The sequence below is a fragment of the Pseudomonas sp. Cab53 genome (genome assembly GCF_018325965.1).
GTDB lineage: Bacteria > Pseudomonadota > Gammaproteobacteria > Pseudomonadales > Pseudomonadaceae > Aquipseudomonas > Aquipseudomonas chlororaphis_E.
The window spans coordinates 5,613,740-5,631,596 of the sequence record NZ_AP021902.1 but is presented as its reverse complement, the minus strand read 5'-3'; the positions used below and the strand labels follow the sequence as shown (position 1 = coordinate 5,631,596).

Genomic DNA, 17,857 nt, shown 5'->3' with positions numbered 1-17,857 from the left:
CGGCTTTCAATTTGGTGGGCCCACACGGACTTGAACCGTGGACCAAAGGATTATGAGTCCTCTGCTCTAACCAACTGAGCTATAGGCCCTCAGTAGGCCGCGGATTATAGCGACGGTTTCTCGGCTGTGCTATCCGAATAATCCGATACGGTCACACGCAGGAACGTGGCGGCGAACTCGGCGGCGCACAGCGGCAGGCTGACGATGTAGCCCTGGATTTGTTCGCAACCTTCTTCGGTGAGGAACTGCTGTTGGGCCAGGGTCTCGACGCCCTCGGCGATGATGGTGAATTGCATGCTGCGGCCCAGGGCGATGATGGCCCGTACGATGGCGGCGTCGTGGGGGTCGTCGGGCAGGCCGCGGACGAAGGACTGGTCGATCTTGAGGATGTCCAGCGGCAGACGCTTGAGGTAGCTCAGGGAGGAATAACCGGTGCCGAAGTCGTCGATGGCCAGTTGCACGCCGAGTTTTTTCAGTTGGTGCAGCACCATCAGGGCTTCTTCAGCCTGGCTCATGATGAAGTTTTCGGTAATTTCCAGTTGCAACAGACCCGGTTCGAGCTGGTTCTCCCGCAACAATTGTTCGATGCGCCCCAGCAGGTTGGGTTGGCGTAGCTGGGCGCCGGCCAGGTTGACCGACAACGGGCCGAGGCTTTCGTAGGTGCTGTTCCATTCGCACAGTTGCCGACACGCGCGCTCCAGTACCCAATCGCCGATCTGCAGGATCATGCCGTTTTCTTCGGCCAGGGGAATGAAGTGCTCCGGCGGCACGTCGCCAAACGTCGGGTGGTACCAGCGAATCAGCGCCTCGGCCCCCACCAGTCGGTTGTCGGCGAGGCTGATTTTCGGCTGGAAGGACAGCGACAGTTCATTGCGCTCGATCGCCCGGCGCAGCTCGTGCTCCAGGGCCACGCGCTCGCTGGCCTGGGCAGTGAGGTCGCGAGTGTAGCTTTCCACCCGGTTGCGGCCCTTGGCCTTGGAGCGGTACATCGCCGCGTCGGCGTTCTTGACCAGCGTGGCAACGTCGCAACCGTCCTGTGGATAAAGACTGGTGCCGATGCTGGCGCTGATGAAGAACTCGTGTTCGCCGGCCTGGAATGGCGCGGTAAAACAGTTCAACAGCTTCTGGGCGATGTGCTCGGCGTCGCTGGGTTGCTGCAAGCCGGGCAGCAGGATGATGAACTCGTCGCCGCCCAGGCGAGCCACGGTGTCGATATCACGCAGTTGCTCGCGCAAGCGCACGGCGATGCCCTTGAGCAGTAGGTCGCCGACCGGGTGCCCGAGGCTGTCGTTGATGTGCTTGAAACGGTCCAGGTCGAGAAACAGCACCGCGCCCTGGCCGCCTTGCTCCTGCTGGCTGGTCAAGGCTGTCAGCAGGCGGCTTTCGAACAGGGTGCGATTCGGCAGGCCGGTAAGCGGGTCGTGGTGGGCCTGGTAATCAAGCCGGGCCTGGGCATGCTTGAGGCTGGAGATGTCGGCAAACACCGCCACGAAATGGGTGATCTGTTGTTCCCGGTTGCGCACCGCGCTGATGGTCAGCCAGCTGGGGTACAGCTCGCCGTTCTTGCGCCGGTTGGAGATCTCCCCCTGCCAGTGCCCCTCCGCCGTCAACTGGTGCCACATCGCGGCGTAGAACGCGCTGTCATGCAGGCCGGAAGCCAGCAGGCGCGGTGTATGGCCCAAGGCTTCGGTCTCGCTGTAGCCGGTGATTTCGGTGAAGGCGCGGTTCACGGCGCTGATGTGTTGTTGCGTATCGGTGATCAACACGCCTTCGGCGGTGCTTTCGAACACGGTGGCCGCCTGTTGCAGCTTTTCCTGCATCAAGTGGCGTTCGGTGATGTCCCGGGCGATGGTCAGCATGCAGTCTTCGTCGCCGATGGGCAGCGGTCGGCTGGACACTTCGCAGAGCCGGATCTGCCCGTCATTGCGCCGGATATGGCAACTGAAATCCCGCACGAAACCGTCGCGCTGCAACAGGTCGAGCATCTGTTTGCGTTCGTTGAGATTGACCCAGATGCCGAGGTCCAGGGTCGAGCGGTCCACCGACAAGGCACTGTTGAAGCCGGTGATGCGGCTGAAGCCTTCGTTGACCTCGATCAGCAGGCCGTCGCTTTGCCGGGACAGCAGCAAGCCATCCGGTGACGCGTGGAACGCCTTGGCAAACTTCTCTTCGGAGGTCTGCAACTGTTGCTGGGTTTCCTTCAACTGGCTGATGTCACGCACTACCACGACCAGGGCCGGCGTGGTGTCGAGGTCAAACGGCTCGGCGGAAATCAGCCCGGTGAACGCCTGGCCGTTGCTGCGGCGGAAGGGCATCTCCAGGTTGCGGATGCTTCCGGCCTGCAGACGTTGCAACAGGCTCGGCCCCACCCCCTGGATGCCCCAGATGTCGAGGTCGGTCGCGGTCCGACCCACCACCTCGGCGGCGCTCAGGCCGATCTGCTCCTCGAAAGCGCTGTTGACCTCCAGCAGGCAGCCGTCGAGCAGGCGCGCAATCACCAGAATGTCCGGGCACTGGCGGAACACCGAGGCGAATTTCTGTTCGGACAGGCGCAAGGCTTCCTCGGTGCGCTTGGCCTCGCTGATGTCGATCATCAGCCCGCGCATCACGGGTTCATGGGCATGTTCGATCAGGCTGACGATGTCGCGCACCCACAGGCAGCGGCCGTCGGCGGTGAGTACGCGGTAATCGATGCAATGGTCGCGGCCGGCGAGCACTTCCTGGTTGCAATAGGTCTCGGCCCTGGTCAGGTCGGCCGGGTGAATGATATTGCGCCAGAACCCCGGGATCAGCCAGTGGGCGAGGGGGTAGCCCAGCAGTTCTTCGGCGTGGGGTGACACGTAGCTGTAGGTGAAGTCGCTGACCCGGGCCTCCCAGGCAATGGCCGACAGGCTTTCCACCAGTCCGCGGTAATGATATTCGCTGCTGCGCAACTCCTGCTCCAGCTCGACGCGCCGGGCGATCTCCGAGCTGAGACGACGGTTGATGCGAATCACCACCGCCAGGATGCCCACCAGGAGCAGCAGAGCCGGCAGGCCGTAGACCACCAGGTCCGACCAGAACTGGCGGTAGTCATGCACATTGCCGACCCATTTCGCCTGGATCTCGCTGACCTGGGCCGGGCTCATGTCAGCCAGGACCTTGTCCAGGATGCCCACCAGGATCTTGCTGTCCCGTGGGACGGCCATCGCCAATTGGTAGCGGTAGGGCGTTTCCCCGCTGACATAAAGGCCTTCGAGCTTGAGTTGGCGCAGGCTCCAGACGCTGGAGGCCAGGTCGCCGACCACGGCGTCCACCTCGTCGGTCGCCAGGGCTTGCAGGGCTGAGCTGACGTTGGGCAGCGCCACCAGGTTCAGGTCGGGGTGATGATTGCGCAACAGCTCGTGGGGGGCGTAGTTCTCCACCACGGCGATTTTCAACCCGTACAGGTCTTCCAGTCTATGGGGTTGGGCGCCGCCGCGGTGGGCCAGGATGACAATGGGGAAGTCGAGGTAGGGACGGGTGAAGGCCAGGTAATTCTGGCGTTCGGGGGTGGACATGATGCCCGGCAGAAGGTCGATCTTGCCCTGTACGACCTGCTCCAGCACCTCCGTCCAGGTGGCCGGCTCGATCGGGACGATCTTGATGGCCAGCCGCTCGCGGAGGATGTCGACGTAGTCGGCGGTCAGGCCCTGGTAACGGCCCTGGTCGTCGCGAAACTCAAACGGCGGCCAGGAGGCATCGATGCCCAATCGCAGGTCGGGATGGTCCTTGAGCCAGCGTTGCTCCTCGTCGGTGAGCGTGAACGCGCCAGCTGTTGCGGTCCATGTCATCAATGACAACAAAAGCGCGGCCGTCAGTCTGGGCATCACTGTCTCGTCAATGGTTCGGGGAGGATGTTTCGAGTGTAGACGGCCAACAGGGCGGGGAGGGCGTAACGGAGGGTTTTTATCGACACATGGCAAAACCCCCGGCAGGGCCGGGGGTTTTGGGGGTCACTCGTCGAGGAAGGAACGCAGATGTTCGCTTCGCGTCGGGTGGCGCAGTTTGCGCAACGCCTTGGCTTCGATCTGACGGATCCGCTCACGGGTCACATCGAACTGCTTACCGACTTCCTCAAGGGTGTGGTCGGTATTCATGTCGATGCCGAAGCGCATGCGCAGTACCTTGGCTTCACGTGCGGTGAGGCCCGAGAGTACTTCGCGGGTCGCTTCCTTGAGGCTCTCTACGGTGGCGACATCGATCGGCGACTGCATGGTGGAGTCTTCGATGAAGTCACCCAGATGGGAGTCTTCGTCATCACCGATCGGGGTTTCCATGGAGATGGGCTCTTTGGCGATCTTCAGTACCTTGCGGATCTTGTCCTCAGGCATTTCCATGCGTTCGCCCAGCTCTTCCGGCGTCGGTTCGCGACCCATTTCCTGCAGCATCTGCCGGGAAATACGGTTGAGCTTGTTGATCGTCTCGATCATGTGCACCGGGATACGGATGGTGCGGGCCTGGTCGGCGATCGAGCGAGTGATCGCCTGACGAATCCACCAGGTGGCATAGGTCGAGAACTTGTAGCCGCGACGGTATTCGAACTTGTCCACCGCTTTCATCAGGCCGATGTTGCCTTCCTGGATCAGGTCGAGGAATTGCAGGCCACGGTTGGTGTACTTCTTGGCGATGGAGATCACCAGACGCAAGTTCGCTTCAACCATCTCTTTCTTCGCACGGCGGGCCTTGGCCTCACCGATGGACATGCGACGGTTGATGTCCTTGATTTCCGCAATGCTCAGGCCGGTCTCGGTTTCCAGCGCGCTCAGTTTCTGCTGGCAACGCACGATGTCCGGTTGCAGGCGGGCAATGGCTTCGGCGTACTTGCTCTTGCCTTTGGCCAGTGCGTCGGTCCAGCTTTCGTCGACTTCGTTGCCGGGGAACTGACGCAGGAAGTCGGCACGCGGCATGCGGGCATCACGCACGCACAGCTGCATGATCGCGCGCTCTTGCTGACGCAGGCGATCCAGGGCGCTGCGAACACGCTCGACCAGGCCTTCGAATTGCTTGGGCACCAGCTTGATCGGCATGAACAGCTCGGCCAGGGCCAACAGTTCGGCAATCGCCGCCTTGTTGTTGCGACCGTGCTTCTTCAGCGCCTTGCGGGTGATTTCCATCTGGTCGGCCACAGCGCCGAAACGCTGTGCAGCGATGATCGGATCCGGACCGCTTTCGGCTTCTTCTTCGTCGTCACCGGCTTCGGCGTCTTCGTCATCGTTGTCGTCGTCGGCCTTGGCGGCTTTCGCGTCGATCGGTGGCGGTACTTCGGCGGCAGGCGGCGCGATGCCGTCGTCCGGGTCGATGTAGCCGCTCAGGACGTCGGACAGGCGACCACCTTCGGTGGTGACGCGGTTGTACTCGGAAAGAATATGGTCAACCGTGCCAGGGAAGTGCGCGATTGCGCCCATCACTTCACGGATGCCTTCTTCAATACGCTTGGCGATTTCGATCTCGCCTTCACGTGTGAGGAGTTCTACCGTACCCATTTCGCGCATGTACATGCGCACCGGGTCGGTGGTGCGACCAATGTCGGTCTCGACCGCCGCCAGCGCTGCGGCTGCTTCTTCAGCGGCCGCCTCGTCGGTATCGGCGTCGGCCAGCATAAGGGCATCCTTATCTGGCGCAACCTCGAATACGTTGATCCCCATGTCGTTGATCATGCGGATGATGTCTTCCACCTGTTCCGGATCTGAAATATCCTCCGGCAGGTGGTCGTTGACCTCCGCGTAAGTCAGGTAGCCCTGCTCACGACCCAATAGGATCAACTCTTTGATACGAGACTGCTGTTGCGCTTTTCCGGACATAACACCCTATCCACTGAAGGTCTTGGCGGGCAAAAAACAAGCCGAGGATTATACCTGAGCTGTGACCTCACGCGCCAGTTGAGGTCGGGTTTGATGCGCAAACATTGCGGCTGAGTAAGTCGCGCAATTGGTTTTTCTCTTCGCTGGTCAGCTCGCTCTGGCGAGCTTTTCGCAGAAGTTGTTCCAGGTTTCGCTCGCGTTGGCGGGCGGACAAGCTAGTAATGGTGTCGAAAAACTGTTGTTCAAGGTTGTCTCCGTCAATCAGCCACTCCTTCTCGGCCAGGGCCTTCAACAGGCGCCCCTGCTCGGTGCCGTGCCACCTCGCGATCAACTGGAAAGAGTTTAGCCTGGGGTTCTTCTGCACGGCCTCGAGAAGGGCGACCAGCAATTGCGTATTGCTGTGGTCCTCGGCGGCGAAATGCCCGGCATCCTCGACTTTTTCGGCCAGTTGCGGGTGATGCAGCAAGGTGCGCAACGCGGCCAGTGTTGGTGGTTCGACGGCGGCCGGGACCCGCGGGGCACGTGGCTGGTCGCGATCGCCACGCTTGCCGTTCTTGTCCCAGGGTTTTTTGTCCCATTTCTTGCCGCCGCTGCCGGGCTTCTTCGGCGTCCACTCCTGCTGGGGAGCGTAATCCTGCTGGGGTTGATGATAGTCGGCGAAGTCCGGCATCGCGTCGTAGTCGATGCCCGGGTCGTAGGCCGGCGGGGCCTCCTGGGGCGCGCTGTGGACCAGTTGATTGACCGCCTCGCTGTTGAGGCCGGTGATCTCGGTCAGGCGCTGGCGCATCAGGATGCGCAGGTTGGCCCCTGGCACCTTGTCGATCAGTGGCGCCGCGAGGGTGGCCATGTGGGCCTTGCCTTCGAGGGAGCGCGGGTCGGCTTCTTCTGTCAGTTGCTGGAAAAAATAATCGGCCAGCGGCTGGGCGTGCTGGTTGATCCGCGCGCGGAAGGCGTCCGTACCTTCGGAACGCACCAGAGTGTCCGGGTCCTCGCCTTCGGGCAGGAACAGGAAGCGGGCACGCCGTCCGTCCTGCAGGCAGGGCAGGGTAGCCTCCAGCGCGCGCCAGGCGGCGTTACGACCGGCCTGGTCGCCGTCGAAGCAGAACAGCACGTTGGGCACGACGCGGAACAGGCGCTTCATGTGTTCTTCGCTGGTGGCCGTGCCCAGGGTCGCGACGGCGTTACGCAGGCCTTGCTGGGCCAGTGCGATCACGTCCATGTAGCCTTCGACGACGATGATTTCGTCTAGGTTGCGGTTGTTCTTGCGAGCTTCGTACAGGCCATAGAGTTCCTGGCCTTTATGGAAGACCGGGGTTTCCGGGGAGTTCAGGTACTTGGGCTTGTCGTCGCCCAGGACCCGGCCGCCAAAGGCGATGATCCGCCCGCGGGTGTCGCGGATCGGAAACATCACCCGGTCGCGGAAGCGGTCATAGCGCTTGCCGGTCTCGGCGTTTTCGATCAGCAGGCCGGCGTCGATCATGGCACGTTGCTGCAACGTGTCGCTGCTCAGGTGCTTGTACAGGTTGTCCCAGCCCGGCGGGGCAAAGCCGAGGCCAAAGTCCCGGGCGATTTCGCCGGTCAGGCCGCGTCCCTTGAGATAGTCCACCGCCGCCTTGCGCGCGGGATGACTCTTGAGTGCCTGGCGATAGAACTCGGCCGCCGCTGTCAGCAGGGGATACAGCGGCGAATCGGTCGGTTGGCGGGGCTTGTGCTGCCGGCCGCTTTCCTCGCGAGGAATTTCCATGCCGGCGGCCTTGGCCAGTTCCTCGACGGCCTGGGGGAACTCCAGGTTGTCGTGGTCCATCAGGAAGCCGAGGGCATTGCCGCCCGCGCCGCAGCCGAAGCAGTAGTAGAACTGCTTGTCGGGGCTGACGCTGAAGGACGGGGTTTTTTCCTTGTGGAACGGGCAGCAGGCCGTGTAGTTCTTGCCTGCTTTCTTCATTTGCACGCGAGAGCTGACCACATCGACGATGTCGGTGCGGTTCAGGAGGTCGTCAATAAAGCTCTGGGGAATCAGCCCGGCCATGGCGTTCTCATCATCACTGCGCGAAATAGGAGCCCGGAATCAACAGGCGTAACCGGGGCTTGGTTTGAGACACGGTAAATCGGTGGCTCGACCGGGTTGTCTGCATCATCGCTGTTGGGAAGTGTATCTGCCGAAAATCCACTGACGTTAATGGCAATCAGTATCTGACGGTTTGAATAAGTGTGCTGAGTCCGGTAACGGCCGGTCAGGCCTCGGATAGCTCATGAAGCGGGCACGCAAGCAGGTGTCTTGGGCTGATCGTCGTTAGAGGAATCAGGGTGTGCTCGTCAGTAGCCTTGGAAGGCTCGTCAGAAGAGACGTGCACCGCTGGCAAAAGAGCCAGGTCTGACGCGGTGAAGCAGGTTGTCGCGGTCGCGTCTGCGGCTTTGACGGTGAAGCATCGAGCGTTTTCCGCAAATGCCATAAGCCCGGCTTGAGGGCCGGGCTTGGCAGAAGCTTGCTACGAACGTCTGTGTATTAGTACAGACGTACGGCGCGGCGCTGTTCGCGCTGAACTTTCTTGGCGTGACGCTTAACAGCGGCTGCTGCCTTGCGCTTACGCTCAGAAGTCGGCTTCTCGTAGAATTCGCGGCTACGAACTTCAGCCAGAACACCGGCTTTTTCGCAGGAGCGCTTGAAACGACGCAGAGCTACGTCGAAGGGTTCGTTCTCTTTTACTTTGACGGCTGGCATCCAGAGCTACCTTCATTCATTACCGGGGTCAACATCCTCGCGGCAAAAGAGCACTTGAAGACGTCGGTTTTTAAGGGTTGCGGATGTTAACCCCTCAACGCTCGGAATGCAAAGCCTCTGATCGAAAACCGCTGGTCGGGGCACAACGCGGCGACTATTATGCGCGCCTTCGAATTCAGCCGCTACAAGGCGCAAACCCATGCTAGTACTGGGACTGGAAACTTCCTGCGACGAAACCGGTGTCGCCCTCTACGACAGTGAGCGCGGCCTGCTGGCCGATGCATTGTTCAGTCAGATCGACCTGCACCGCGCCTACGGCGGGGTGGTGCCCGAGCTTGCTTCGCGCGACCACGTCAAGCGCATGCTGCCCTTGATCCGCCAGGTCCTGGCCGAAGCCGACTGCGTGCCGACCGAGATCGACGCCATTGCCTACACCGCCGGCCCGGGGCTGGTGGGGGCGCTGCTGGTGGGCGCGTCCTGTGCCCAGGCGCTGGCCTTTGCCTGGGGTATTCCGGCCCTGGGCGTGCACCACATGGAAGGCCATTTGCTGGCCCCGATGCTGGAGGCGCAGCCGCCGGAGTTTCCGTTCGTCGCTTTGTTGGTATCGGGCGGTCATACGCAACTGATCCGGGTCGATGGCATCGGCCACTATGAGCTGCTCGGCGAGACCCTCGACGACGCCGCCGGCGAAGCCTTCGACAAAACCGCGAAAATGATGGGCCTCAATTACCCCGGTGGCCCGGAAATCTCCCGCCTGGCGGCCCAGGGTGTCGACGGACGTTTCGTATTCCCGCGCCCGATGTGCGACCGGCCCGGCCTCGATTTCAGTTTCAGTGGCCTGAAAACCTTCGCCCTGAACACCTGGCAGCAATGCGTCAGCGCTGGTGACGACGGCGAACAAGCCCGTTGCGACATCTCGCTGGCGTTCCAGCAGGCCGTGGTAGAGACTTTGACCATCAAGTGCAAGCGTGCCCTGAAGCAGGCCGGGCTCAAGCGGCTGGTGATCGCCGGCGGGGTGAGTGCGAACAAGGCCTTGCGCACGTCGCTGGAGAAAATGCTTGGCGACATGAAGGGCGACGTTTACTACGCCCGGCCGGAGTTCTGCACCGATAACGGCGCGATGATCGCCTTTGCCGGCTGTCAACGCCTGCAGGTCGGGCAGCAGGAAAGCCTGGCGATCAGTGTGCAGGCGCGTTGGCCGATGGAGCAGTTGTCGCCGTTGTAGGGCGTCGGGGAGGTGGGTGTGGAAGAACCCGTGGGTTTTTTCCTGCACCGCCTAGAAATGTCGTTCGCGCCCGGCGAACAGGTCGCGTAGATTGCCCCGATGGCGCCAGACGATCAGTGCCACCAGCGCTGTCATTGGCAGCAACGCGGCCGGTTCCTGCCAGGCCAGCAGCGGCAGGGTCAGCGGTGTAGCGATCAATGCCGCCAGGGAGCTGGTGCGGGTCAGGTAGAACGTCAACAGCCAAGCGCACACCGCCAGCAGGGCCGCGGGCGGGTACAGGCCCAGCAGCATGCCGGCGGCGGTGGCGACACCCTTGCCGCCGCGAAAGCGAAAATACAGCGGGAACAGGTGGCCGATCACGGCGCACACGCCGATCCAGGCCTGTTGTTGCAACGAGAGCCCTGCAAGGCTGGCAATCAGTACGGGTACAAGGCCTTTGCAGAGGTCGCCAAGCAGGGTCAGGATGGCGAGTTTGCGTCCGGCCAGGCGCAGCATGTTGGTGGCGCCGGCATTGCCTGAGCCACTCATTCGCGGATCCGGGCGACCGGTGAGGCGGCTGAGCAAAATGGCGAAGGACAGCGAGCCGAGCAGGTAGGCGAGAATCGCCAGTAACCAAAACATGCTAACTATTCCGGGCGAGGACGCCCTGATTCTAACGGCGCATTGCGCCCTTGTCGTGCTGCGGAGAAGAGTGCTTGGACAGAGTGTTTATCGAGGGCCTGGAAGTCGACACGGTAATCGGTGCCTACGACTGGGAGCGAGGCATCCGACAGTGTCTGCGACTCGACCTGAGTTTTGCCTGGGATAACCGTCCGGCCGCCGCAGGCGATGACCTGACCCTGGCGCTCGACTACGCCAGCGTATCGTCGCGTATCCAGGCGTTTGCCGAGCAAGCCCAGTTCCAGCTGGTTGAAACCTTTGCCGAGCGGCTGGCCCAGGCGCTCATGGACGAATTCAAGATCACCTGGCTGCGGCTGAAAGTGACCAAGCCTGGCGCCGTCCCGGCGGCCAGCGGTGTTGGCGTGGAGATCGAGCGCGGATGTCGCTGACTCAGGTTTTTCTCGGGCTCGGCAGCAATATCGAGCGTGAGACCCATTTGCGCGCCGGTCTCGAAGCCCTGGCGGGTTTTCTGGTGGACATTCATTGTTCGGCCGTCTTCGAGAGCCAGCCGGTGGGCATCAAGAGTGGGCCATTCTTCAACTTCGTCGTGTCGGCCTTCACCGATTTGCCGCTGATGGAGCTGGATCGCCGCCTCAAGTTCATCGAGGCTGACAACGGCCGTTATGCCCCCGATCGCAAGGGACTGCCGCTGGACATCGACGTGTTGCTCTATGGCGAACAGGTCGGCAACTTCGATGGCCTGGTGCTACCGCGGGCGGAAATCCTCAAGAATGCCTTTGTCCTCTGGCCCCTGTCGTTGATTGCGCCGGATCGGGTGCACCCCGGTGTCGGCAAGAGTTTCGCCACGCTGTGGGACGAAGCCCGGATCGACCAGGTACTGGCGCCGGTGGCCTTCGAATGGCGAGGGCAGCCGCTTACGCCTTCAGCCCTGCTGCGTTCCTGATAGCGTCATCGCGAGCAAACTCGCTCCCACAGCGATGGGTCGTGTCCACGGAGTTTGGCTTTGCCGCAGATCCTCTTGTGGGAGCGGGCTTGCTCGCGATGGCGGCGGTACACCTGCTAGAGATACAACTCACACACGACTTCCCTCAGCTTGCCGCCTCCTTGTAAGCCTTCAGCGCCCGGAGCCGCTCGCGCTTGATCGCCTCGCCCAGTTCCGGGCCCTTGAAGCCTTTTTCCAGCAAGGGCTGGACCGCCACCCCGCGAGCCGCCGCCGCGGCCCCGCGCAGATAGTCAGCCTGTGGATAACTGCGCCGCTCAAACCCTTTGCGTCCTCGCGCGTCCATCTCGCAGGCCGCAATGAACTCTTCAAAGCGCTGGGGCCGACGGTACACATCAAAGCTTTGCAGCAGTTCGAGCAGCGTGGATGCCTTCAACTCCAGCGCGCGATGACCGTGGGTGTGATATTGCCCCACCAATAGCGCCAGTTCCTGGCAGTCGCGCGGCACCTTGAAGCGCTCGTTGACGGCCTTGATCAGCTTCAGCCCCTTGTGTTCATGGGCGATGTGGCGGGGCCATTCGTGTTCGGGTGTCAGGCCTTTCCCCAGGTCATGGAGCAGGCAAGCCCAGCGCACGGTCAGCGGTTGGCTGTGACGGGCGGCCTGCTCCAGCACGCCCAGGGTGTGGATGCCGGTGTCGATTTCCGGGTGATGGGCTTCGGGCTGGGGGACGCCGAACAGCGCATCGACTTCGGGCATCAAGACCTTGAGGGCGGTGCAGTCGCGCAGTACCTGGATGAACACCTGTGGCTGGTCTTCCATGAGTGCCCGGGAAATTTCCTTCCAGCTGCGCTCGGGCGTCAGCGCTTCGAGCTCTCCGGATTCGCTGAGCTGGCGCATCAGCCCGAGGGTCTGCTCCGCCACTTTGAAACCCAGCGGCGCGTACCGCGCGGCAAAGCGGGCGACGCGCAGGACACGGAGCGGATCTTCGGCGAATGCGGGGGAAACGTGGCGCAGTATGCGGGCTTCAAGGTCTTGCTGGCCGTGGTATGGATCGGTCAGGTTGCCGTGGTCATCCTCGGCCATGGCGTTGATCGTCAAGTCCCTGCGGATCAGGTCTTCTTCGAGGGTGACCTCGGGACTGGCATGGAACACGAAGCCGCCGTAGCCCCGGCCGCTCTTGCGTTCAGTGCGGGCAAGGGCGTATTCCTCGCCCGTCTTCGGGTCGAGGAATACCGGAAAATCGGCTCCCACGGGGCGAAACCCCCTGGCGAGCATTTCATCGGCAGTGGCCCCTACCACGACTCGGTCGACGTCAGTGACGGGAATGCCCAGCAAGCGGTCGCGCACTGCGCCGCCGACTTTGTAGATCTGCATAAAAAACCTCCGTTGGCCCGACAGGATAACCCTTTACGTCGGACTTCCGGAGGTGAAAACGGGATCAGAGATGGACGACGGCCAGGTCCAGGCGGCCGTAGTCCCCTTCGCCTTGTTCGTTGCGGGGCGGCACATGGTGGGTTTTCATCACTTGGTCGCCCTGCAGGGTTTCCAGGTGAATGTCGAAGCCCCAGAGGCGGTGCAAGTGCTTGAGCACCTCGTCGGTGGAATCGCCCAACGGTTTGCGGTTGTGGGCCTGGTGTCGCAGGGTCAGGGAGCGATCGCCACGGCGGTCGATGCTGTAGATCTGCACATTGGGCTCGCGATTGCCCAGGTTGTATTGCGCCGCCAGGGTTTCGCGGATGATGCGATAGCCGCTTTCGTCGTGGATGGCCGGCACCAGCAGGTCGTCCTTCTGGTCGTCATCGAGGATGCTGAACAGCTTCAGGTCGCGGATCACCTTGGGCGACAGGTACTGCAGGATGAAACTCTCATCCTTGAAGCTGCTCATGGCGAACTTGATGGTGGACAGCCAGTCCGAGCCGGCGATTTCGGGGAACCAGCGGCGATCCTCTTCGGTAGGGTCCTCGCACATGCGCCGGATGTCGCGGTACATGGCGAAACCCAAGGCGTAAGGGTTGATGCCGCTGTAGTACGGGCTGTCGAAGCCGGGCTGGAATACCACGCTGGTGTGGGACGTCAGGAACTCCATCATGAAGCCGTCGGTGACCAGGCCTTCATCGTACAGGTCGTTCATCAGCGTGTAGTGCCAGAAGGTCGCCCAGCCTTCGTTCATGACCTGGGTCTGGCGTTGTGGATAAAAATACTGGGCGATCTTGCGCACGATGCGCACGATTTCCCGCTGCCACGGCTCCAGCAGCGGCGCGTGTTTTTCAATGAAGTAGAGGATGTTCTCCTGGGGCTCTGCTGGGAACCGCGCGTTGTCTTTCTCGTTGTACTTGTCCGCGCCCTTGGGAATGGTGCGCCACAGATCGTTGATCTGCTTCTGCAAGTGCTCTTCGCGATCCTTCTGGCGCCGGCGCTCTTCTTCGGCGGAAATCGGATACGGGCGCTTGTAGCGGTCCACGCCGTAGTTCATCAGGGCGTGGCAGGAATCCAGCAAGTCTTCCACGGCATCGATGCCGTGGCGCTCCTCGCATTGCATGATGTACTGCTTGGCAAACACCAGGTAATCGATGATCGAACTGGCGTCGGTCCAGGTGCGGAACAGGTAGTTGCCCTTGAAGAAGCTGTTGTGCCCGTAGCAGGCGTGGGCGACCACCAACGCCTGCATGCAGATGGTGTTTTCTTCCATCAGGTAGGCGATGCACGGGTCCGAGTTGATCACGATTTCATAGGCCAACCCCATCTGGCCTCGGCTGTAGGACTTCTCGGTGCTGAGGAAATGCTTGCCGTAGGACCAGTGGTGATAACCCAGCGGCATGCCGACCGACGCGTAGGCGTCCATCATCTGCTCGGCGGTGATCACCTCGATTTGGTTCGGGTAGGTGTCGAGGGCATAGCGGTCCGCGATACGGCTGATTTCGCGGTCGTAGGCCTGGATCAGCTCGAACGTCCATTCGGAGCCGGTGGAGATGGGCTGGCGCTTCTGCTCTTTTTTGGCGGTCATGTCACTAACCTGCGCTGGAAGAGTTCACGGAAGACCGGGTAGATATCCCCGGCCGAGACCAGTTGCTGTTGGGCAAATGTGTCGGAAAACGCTTCGGCAATCCGTTCGTATTCATACCACAAGGCCTGGTGTTCCCGTGGTGTGATTTCCACATAGGTGTAGTACTGGACGAACGGCATGATCTGGTTGATCAGGATGTCGCGGCAGATCGGCGAATCGTCGTTCCAGTTGTCGCCGTCCGACGCCTGGGCCGCGTAGATGTTCCACTCGTTGGCCGGGTAGCGTTCGGCCATGATTTCCTGCATCAGCTTCAGGGCGCTGGAAACGATGGTGCCGCCGGTTTCCCTGGAATAGAAGAATTCTTCCTCGTCGACTTCCCGGGCGCTGGTGTGGTGGCGGATGAACACTACGTCGATCTTGTCGTAATTGCGCTTCAGGAACAGGTACAACAGGATGAAGAAACGCTTGGCGATGTCCTTGGTGGCCTGGGTCATGGAACCGGACACGTCCATCAGGCAGAACATCACCGCCTTGGAGCTGGGATTGGGCTGTTTCACCAGCAGGTTGTACTTGAGGTCGAAGGTGTCGAGGAACGGCACGCGGTGGATGCGCGCACTGAGTTTTTCGATTTCCGCTTCCAGGTCCTGGATGTCACCGAAGTTGTCCGGCTCCTCGCGCTTCAGGCGGGCCAGCTCTTCCTTGGCTTCGCGCAGCTTGGCGCGGCTGCTGCCCGACAGTGCGATGCGCCGGGCGTGGGCGGAGCGCAGGGTGCGGATGATGTTGATGCGTGACGGGTTGCCTTCGTTGCTGATACCGGCGCGCACGGTCTTGAAGGTGTCGGTGCCGGTCAGGTTGCGCTTGACCAGGTTGGGCAGTTCCAGGTCCTCGAACATGAACTCCAGGAATTCCTCCTGGGTGATCTGGAACACGAACTCATCCATGCCTTCGCCGGAGTTCCCCGCCTTGCCGGGCCCCTTGCCACCGCCGCCGCCCTGTGGCCTGGGGATGTGCTCGCCGCTGGTGAACTCCTTGTTGCCGGGGTGCACGACGGTCTGCTTGCCACCACGGCCGTGGTGAAGCACCGGTTCATCGATGTCGCGACCGGGAATGCTGATCTGCTCGCCGTGTTCCATGTCGGTAATGGAACGCCGGCTGACCGCCTCTTCGACGGCCTTCTTGATGTGGTCACGGTAGCGCCGCAGAAACCGCTGGCGGTTCACCGTGCTCTTGTTCTTGCCGTTAAGGCGTCGGTCGATCACATAGCTCATGGGGCCCTCCGGGCAGCTTCAAGTGATGAGCTACAAGCTTCAAGTAGAAGCAGTTACCCGGTTGCCAGGGCTAACGCGCTTCTCCTTGCAGCTTGTAGCTTGTGGCTTGCAGCTGTTTTACTGCGATTTGCGGACCCGCAGGTACCACTCGGAGAGCAGCCGTACCTGTTTGTCGGTGTAGCCACGTTCGACCATGCGTGTGACGAAGTCGTTGTGTTTTTGCTGATCCTCCTTGCTGGCCTTGGCGTTGAAGCTGATGACCGGTAGCAAGTCCTCGGTGTTGGAGAACATTTTCTTCTCGATAACCACCCGCAGCTTCTCATAGCTGAGCCAGGTGGGGTTCTTGCCATTGTTGTTGGCCCGGGCGCGCAGTACGAAGTTGACGATTTCGTTGCGGAAATCCTTCGGATTGCTGATGCCAGCCGGTTTTTCGATTTTCTCCAGCTCCTCGTTCAGGGCGACGCGATTGAGGATCTCGCCGGTTTCCGGGTCGCGATATTCCTGGTCCTGGATCCAGAAGTCCGCGTACAGCACATAGCGGTCGAAGATGTTCTGGCCATACTCGCTGTAGGACTCCAGGTATGCGGTCTGGATTTCCTTGCCGATGAACTCGATGTAGCGCGGCGCCAGGTATTCCTTGAGGAAGCGCAGGTAGCGCTCGCGGGTTTCGGCCTGGAACTGTTCCTGTTCGATCTGCTGTTCCAGCACGTACAGCAGGTGGACCGGGTTGGCGGCGATCTCATGGGGGTCGAAGTTGAAGACCTTGGATAGGATCTTGAACGCGAAGCGCGTGGAGAGCCCGTTCATCCCTTCGTCGACGCCCGCGTTGTCGCGGTATTCCTGGATCGACTTGGCCTTTGGATCGGTGTCCTTGAGGTTTTCACCGTCGTACACGCGCATCTTGGAGTAGATGTTGGAGTTCTCCGGTTCCTTGAGGCGCGACAGCACCGTGAACTGGGCCAGCATCTTCAAGGTGTCGGGGGCGCAATGGGCCTTGGACAGCGAGCTGTTGAACAGCAGCTTGTCGTAGATCTTCACCTCATCGGTCACCCGCAGGCAGTACGGCACCTTGACGATGTAGATCCGGTCGATGAAGGCCTCGTTGTTCTTGTTGTTGCGGAAGGTGTGCCATTCCGATTCGTTGGAGTGGGCCAGCAGGATGCCGGTAAACGGAATCGCCCCCAGGCCCTCGGTGCTGTTGTAGTTGCCTTCCTGGGTGGCGGTGAGCAGCGGGTGCAGGACCTTGATGGGCGCCTTGAACATCTCGACGAATTCCATCAGGCCCTGGTTGGCCCGGCACAATGCGCCCGAGTAGCTGTAGGCGTCGGCGTCGTTCTGCGGGAATTCTTCCAGCTTGCGGATATCAACCTTGCCGACCAGCGCCGAAATGTCCTGGTTGTTTTCATCGCCCGGCTCGGTCTTGGCCACCGCGATCTGGTTAAGGATCGAGGGGTAGAGCTTGACCACCCGGAACTGGCTGATGTCACCGCCGAATTCGGCCAGGCGCTTGGTGGCCCATGGCGACATGATGGTATTGAGGTAGCGGCGTGGGATGCCGAAGTCTTCCTCGAGGATGGCGCCGTCCTCGGTGGCATTGAACAGCCCCAGGGGCGATTCGAACACCGGCGAGCCCTTGATGGCGTAGAAGGGCACCTTTTCCATCAATTGCTTGAGTTTCTCGGCCAGGGACGATTTACCGCCACCTACGGGGCCGAGCAGGTAAAGAATCTGTTTCTTCTCTTCCAGGCCTTGGGCGGCGTGGCGGAAATAGGACACGATCTGCTCGATGCATTCTTCCATCCCGTGGAAGTCTGCAAAGGCTGGATAGCGGCGAATCACCTTGTTGGAGAAGATTCGCGAGAGCCTCGAGTTGGTCGAGGTGTCCAGCAGTTCCGGTTCTCCGATTGCCAGCAACAGACGCTCCGCAGCCGATACATAGGCGCTGCGGTCCTGCTTGCAGAGTTCGAGGTATTCCTGCAGCGAGTATTCCTCCTGCCGCGTGGACTCGAAACGTTGCTGGAAGTGGCTAAAAATACTCATGACGTCACCTCGCTCGATACGTGGAGCCGGTGTCGGATCAATCAGTCGTTGCTGGACAGCCGCTGGGAACCCAGTGGCCGTTTACCCCCCAGAATGCTTCCAGGCATGCAGGCTCCCTGAAAGCTTACTCCCGATTACCCGTGCGCCGGTGTACCGGCTCTCCCCTGTTTTGGATGGCCTGAGGCTAAGGATAGTTCGGAATGGGAAAGGTAAAGGC

12 protein-coding genes and 1 tRNA gene are annotated in these 17,857 nt (G+C 61.2%); 3 read left to right on the top strand and 10 right to left on the bottom strand.

Annotation, left to right across the window (positions count from 1 at the left end):
* Window positions 1-12: 12 nt before the first annotated feature.
* From KI241_RS24815 to rpsU, 5 genes are all read right to left on the bottom strand, one after another.
* A tRNA-Ile gene (locus KI241_RS24815) sits at window positions 13-89 on the bottom strand.
* Window positions 90-104: 15 nt separating this feature from the next.
* The gene (locus KI241_RS24810) at window positions 105-3,848 is read right to left on the bottom strand and encodes an EAL domain-containing protein (RefSeq protein ID WP_212803087.1); all 3,744 of its coding nucleotides are present in this window, start codon (window positions 3,846-3,848) and stop codon (window positions 105-107) included.
* A gap of 126 nt (window positions 3,849-3,974) precedes the next feature.
* Window positions 3,975-5,822, bottom strand: coding sequence for an RNA polymerase sigma factor RpoD (gene rpoD / locus KI241_RS24805; RefSeq protein WP_042729754.1), 1,848 nt, complete (start codon window positions 5,820-5,822; stop codon window positions 3,975-3,977).
* A 67-nt stretch (window positions 5,823-5,889) separates the two neighbouring features.
* Window positions 5,890-7,848 carry a DNA primase gene (dnaG, locus tag KI241_RS24800; RefSeq protein WP_042729753.1) on the bottom strand — a complete coding sequence of 653 codons (1,959 nt, stop codon included), beginning with the start codon at window positions 7,846-7,848 and terminating at the stop codon, window positions 5,890-5,892.
* Between the two features lie 477 nt (window positions 7,849-8,325).
* Window positions 8,326-8,541, bottom strand: coding sequence for a 30S ribosomal protein S21 (rpsU, locus tag KI241_RS24795; RefSeq protein WP_002551877.1), 216 nt, complete (start codon window positions 8,539-8,541; stop codon window positions 8,326-8,328).
* A gap of 199 nt (window positions 8,542-8,740) precedes the next feature.
* Between rpsU and tsaD the strand changes: the two genes are divergently transcribed.
* A complete protein-coding gene (gene tsaD / locus KI241_RS24790) occupies window positions 8,741-9,766 on the top strand; it encodes a tRNA (adenosine(37)-N6)-threonylcarbamoyltransferase complex transferase subunit TsaD (protein ID WP_047735944.1) in 1,026 nt (341 codons plus the stop codon).
* A gap of 51 nt (window positions 9,767-9,817) precedes the next feature.
* On the opposite strand, the gene plsY is transcribed toward tsaD, so the two are convergent.
* Window positions 9,818-10,387, bottom strand: a complete 570-nt coding sequence (gene plsY, locus KI241_RS24785) for a glycerol-3-phosphate 1-O-acyltransferase PlsY (protein ID WP_003206189.1) — start codon at window positions 10,385-10,387, stop codon at window positions 9,818-9,820.
* A 74-nt stretch (window positions 10,388-10,461) separates the two neighbouring features.
* On the opposite strand from plsY, the gene folB reads away from it, so the two are divergent.
* Both folB and folK read left to right on the top strand, forming a co-directional pair.
* Window positions 10,462-10,815: a dihydroneopterin aldolase gene (gene folB / locus KI241_RS24780; protein ID WP_018607238.1), complete on the top strand. Its 354-nt coding sequence runs from the start codon at window positions 10,462-10,464 to the stop codon at window positions 10,813-10,815.
* The gene (folK, locus tag KI241_RS24775) at window positions 10,806-11,330 is read left to right on the top strand and encodes a 2-amino-4-hydroxy-6-hydroxymethyldihydropteridine diphosphokinase (protein WP_042729751.1); all 525 of its coding nucleotides are present in this window, start codon (window positions 10,806-10,808) and stop codon (window positions 11,328-11,330) included. Before folB ends, folK begins: the two co-directional genes overlap by 10 nt.
* 145 nt (window positions 11,331-11,475) lie before the next feature.
* Here the strand turns inward: folK and KI241_RS24770 are convergent, their stop codons facing one another.
* From KI241_RS24770 to KI241_RS24755, 4 genes are all read right to left on the bottom strand, one after another.
* Window positions 11,476-12,702 (bottom strand): multifunctional CCA addition/repair protein, encoded by a 1,227-nt coding sequence (locus KI241_RS24770; RefSeq protein ID WP_212803086.1) that lies wholly within the window; start codon window positions 12,700-12,702, stop codon window positions 11,476-11,478.
* A 64-nt stretch (window positions 12,703-12,766) separates the two neighbouring features.
* Complete coding sequence (locus KI241_RS24765) at window positions 12,767-14,332, bottom strand: SpoVR family protein (RefSeq protein ID WP_042730373.1); 1,566 nt, start codon at window positions 14,330-14,332, stop codon at window positions 12,767-12,769.
* Window positions 14,329-15,600: a YeaH/YhbH family protein gene (locus tag KI241_RS24760; protein ID WP_003206179.1), complete on the bottom strand. Its 1,272-nt coding sequence runs from the start codon at window positions 15,598-15,600 to the stop codon at window positions 14,329-14,331. The genes KI241_RS24765 and KI241_RS24760 overlap by 4 nt, the downstream gene beginning before the upstream one ends.
* Before the next feature lie 117 nt (window positions 15,601-15,717).
* On the bottom strand, window positions 15,718-17,640 hold the full coding sequence (locus KI241_RS24755) for a PrkA family serine protein kinase (protein WP_042730372.1): 1,923 nt from the start codon (window positions 17,638-17,640) through the stop codon (window positions 15,718-15,720).
* Between the last annotated feature and the right edge of the window lie 217 nt (window positions 17,641-17,857).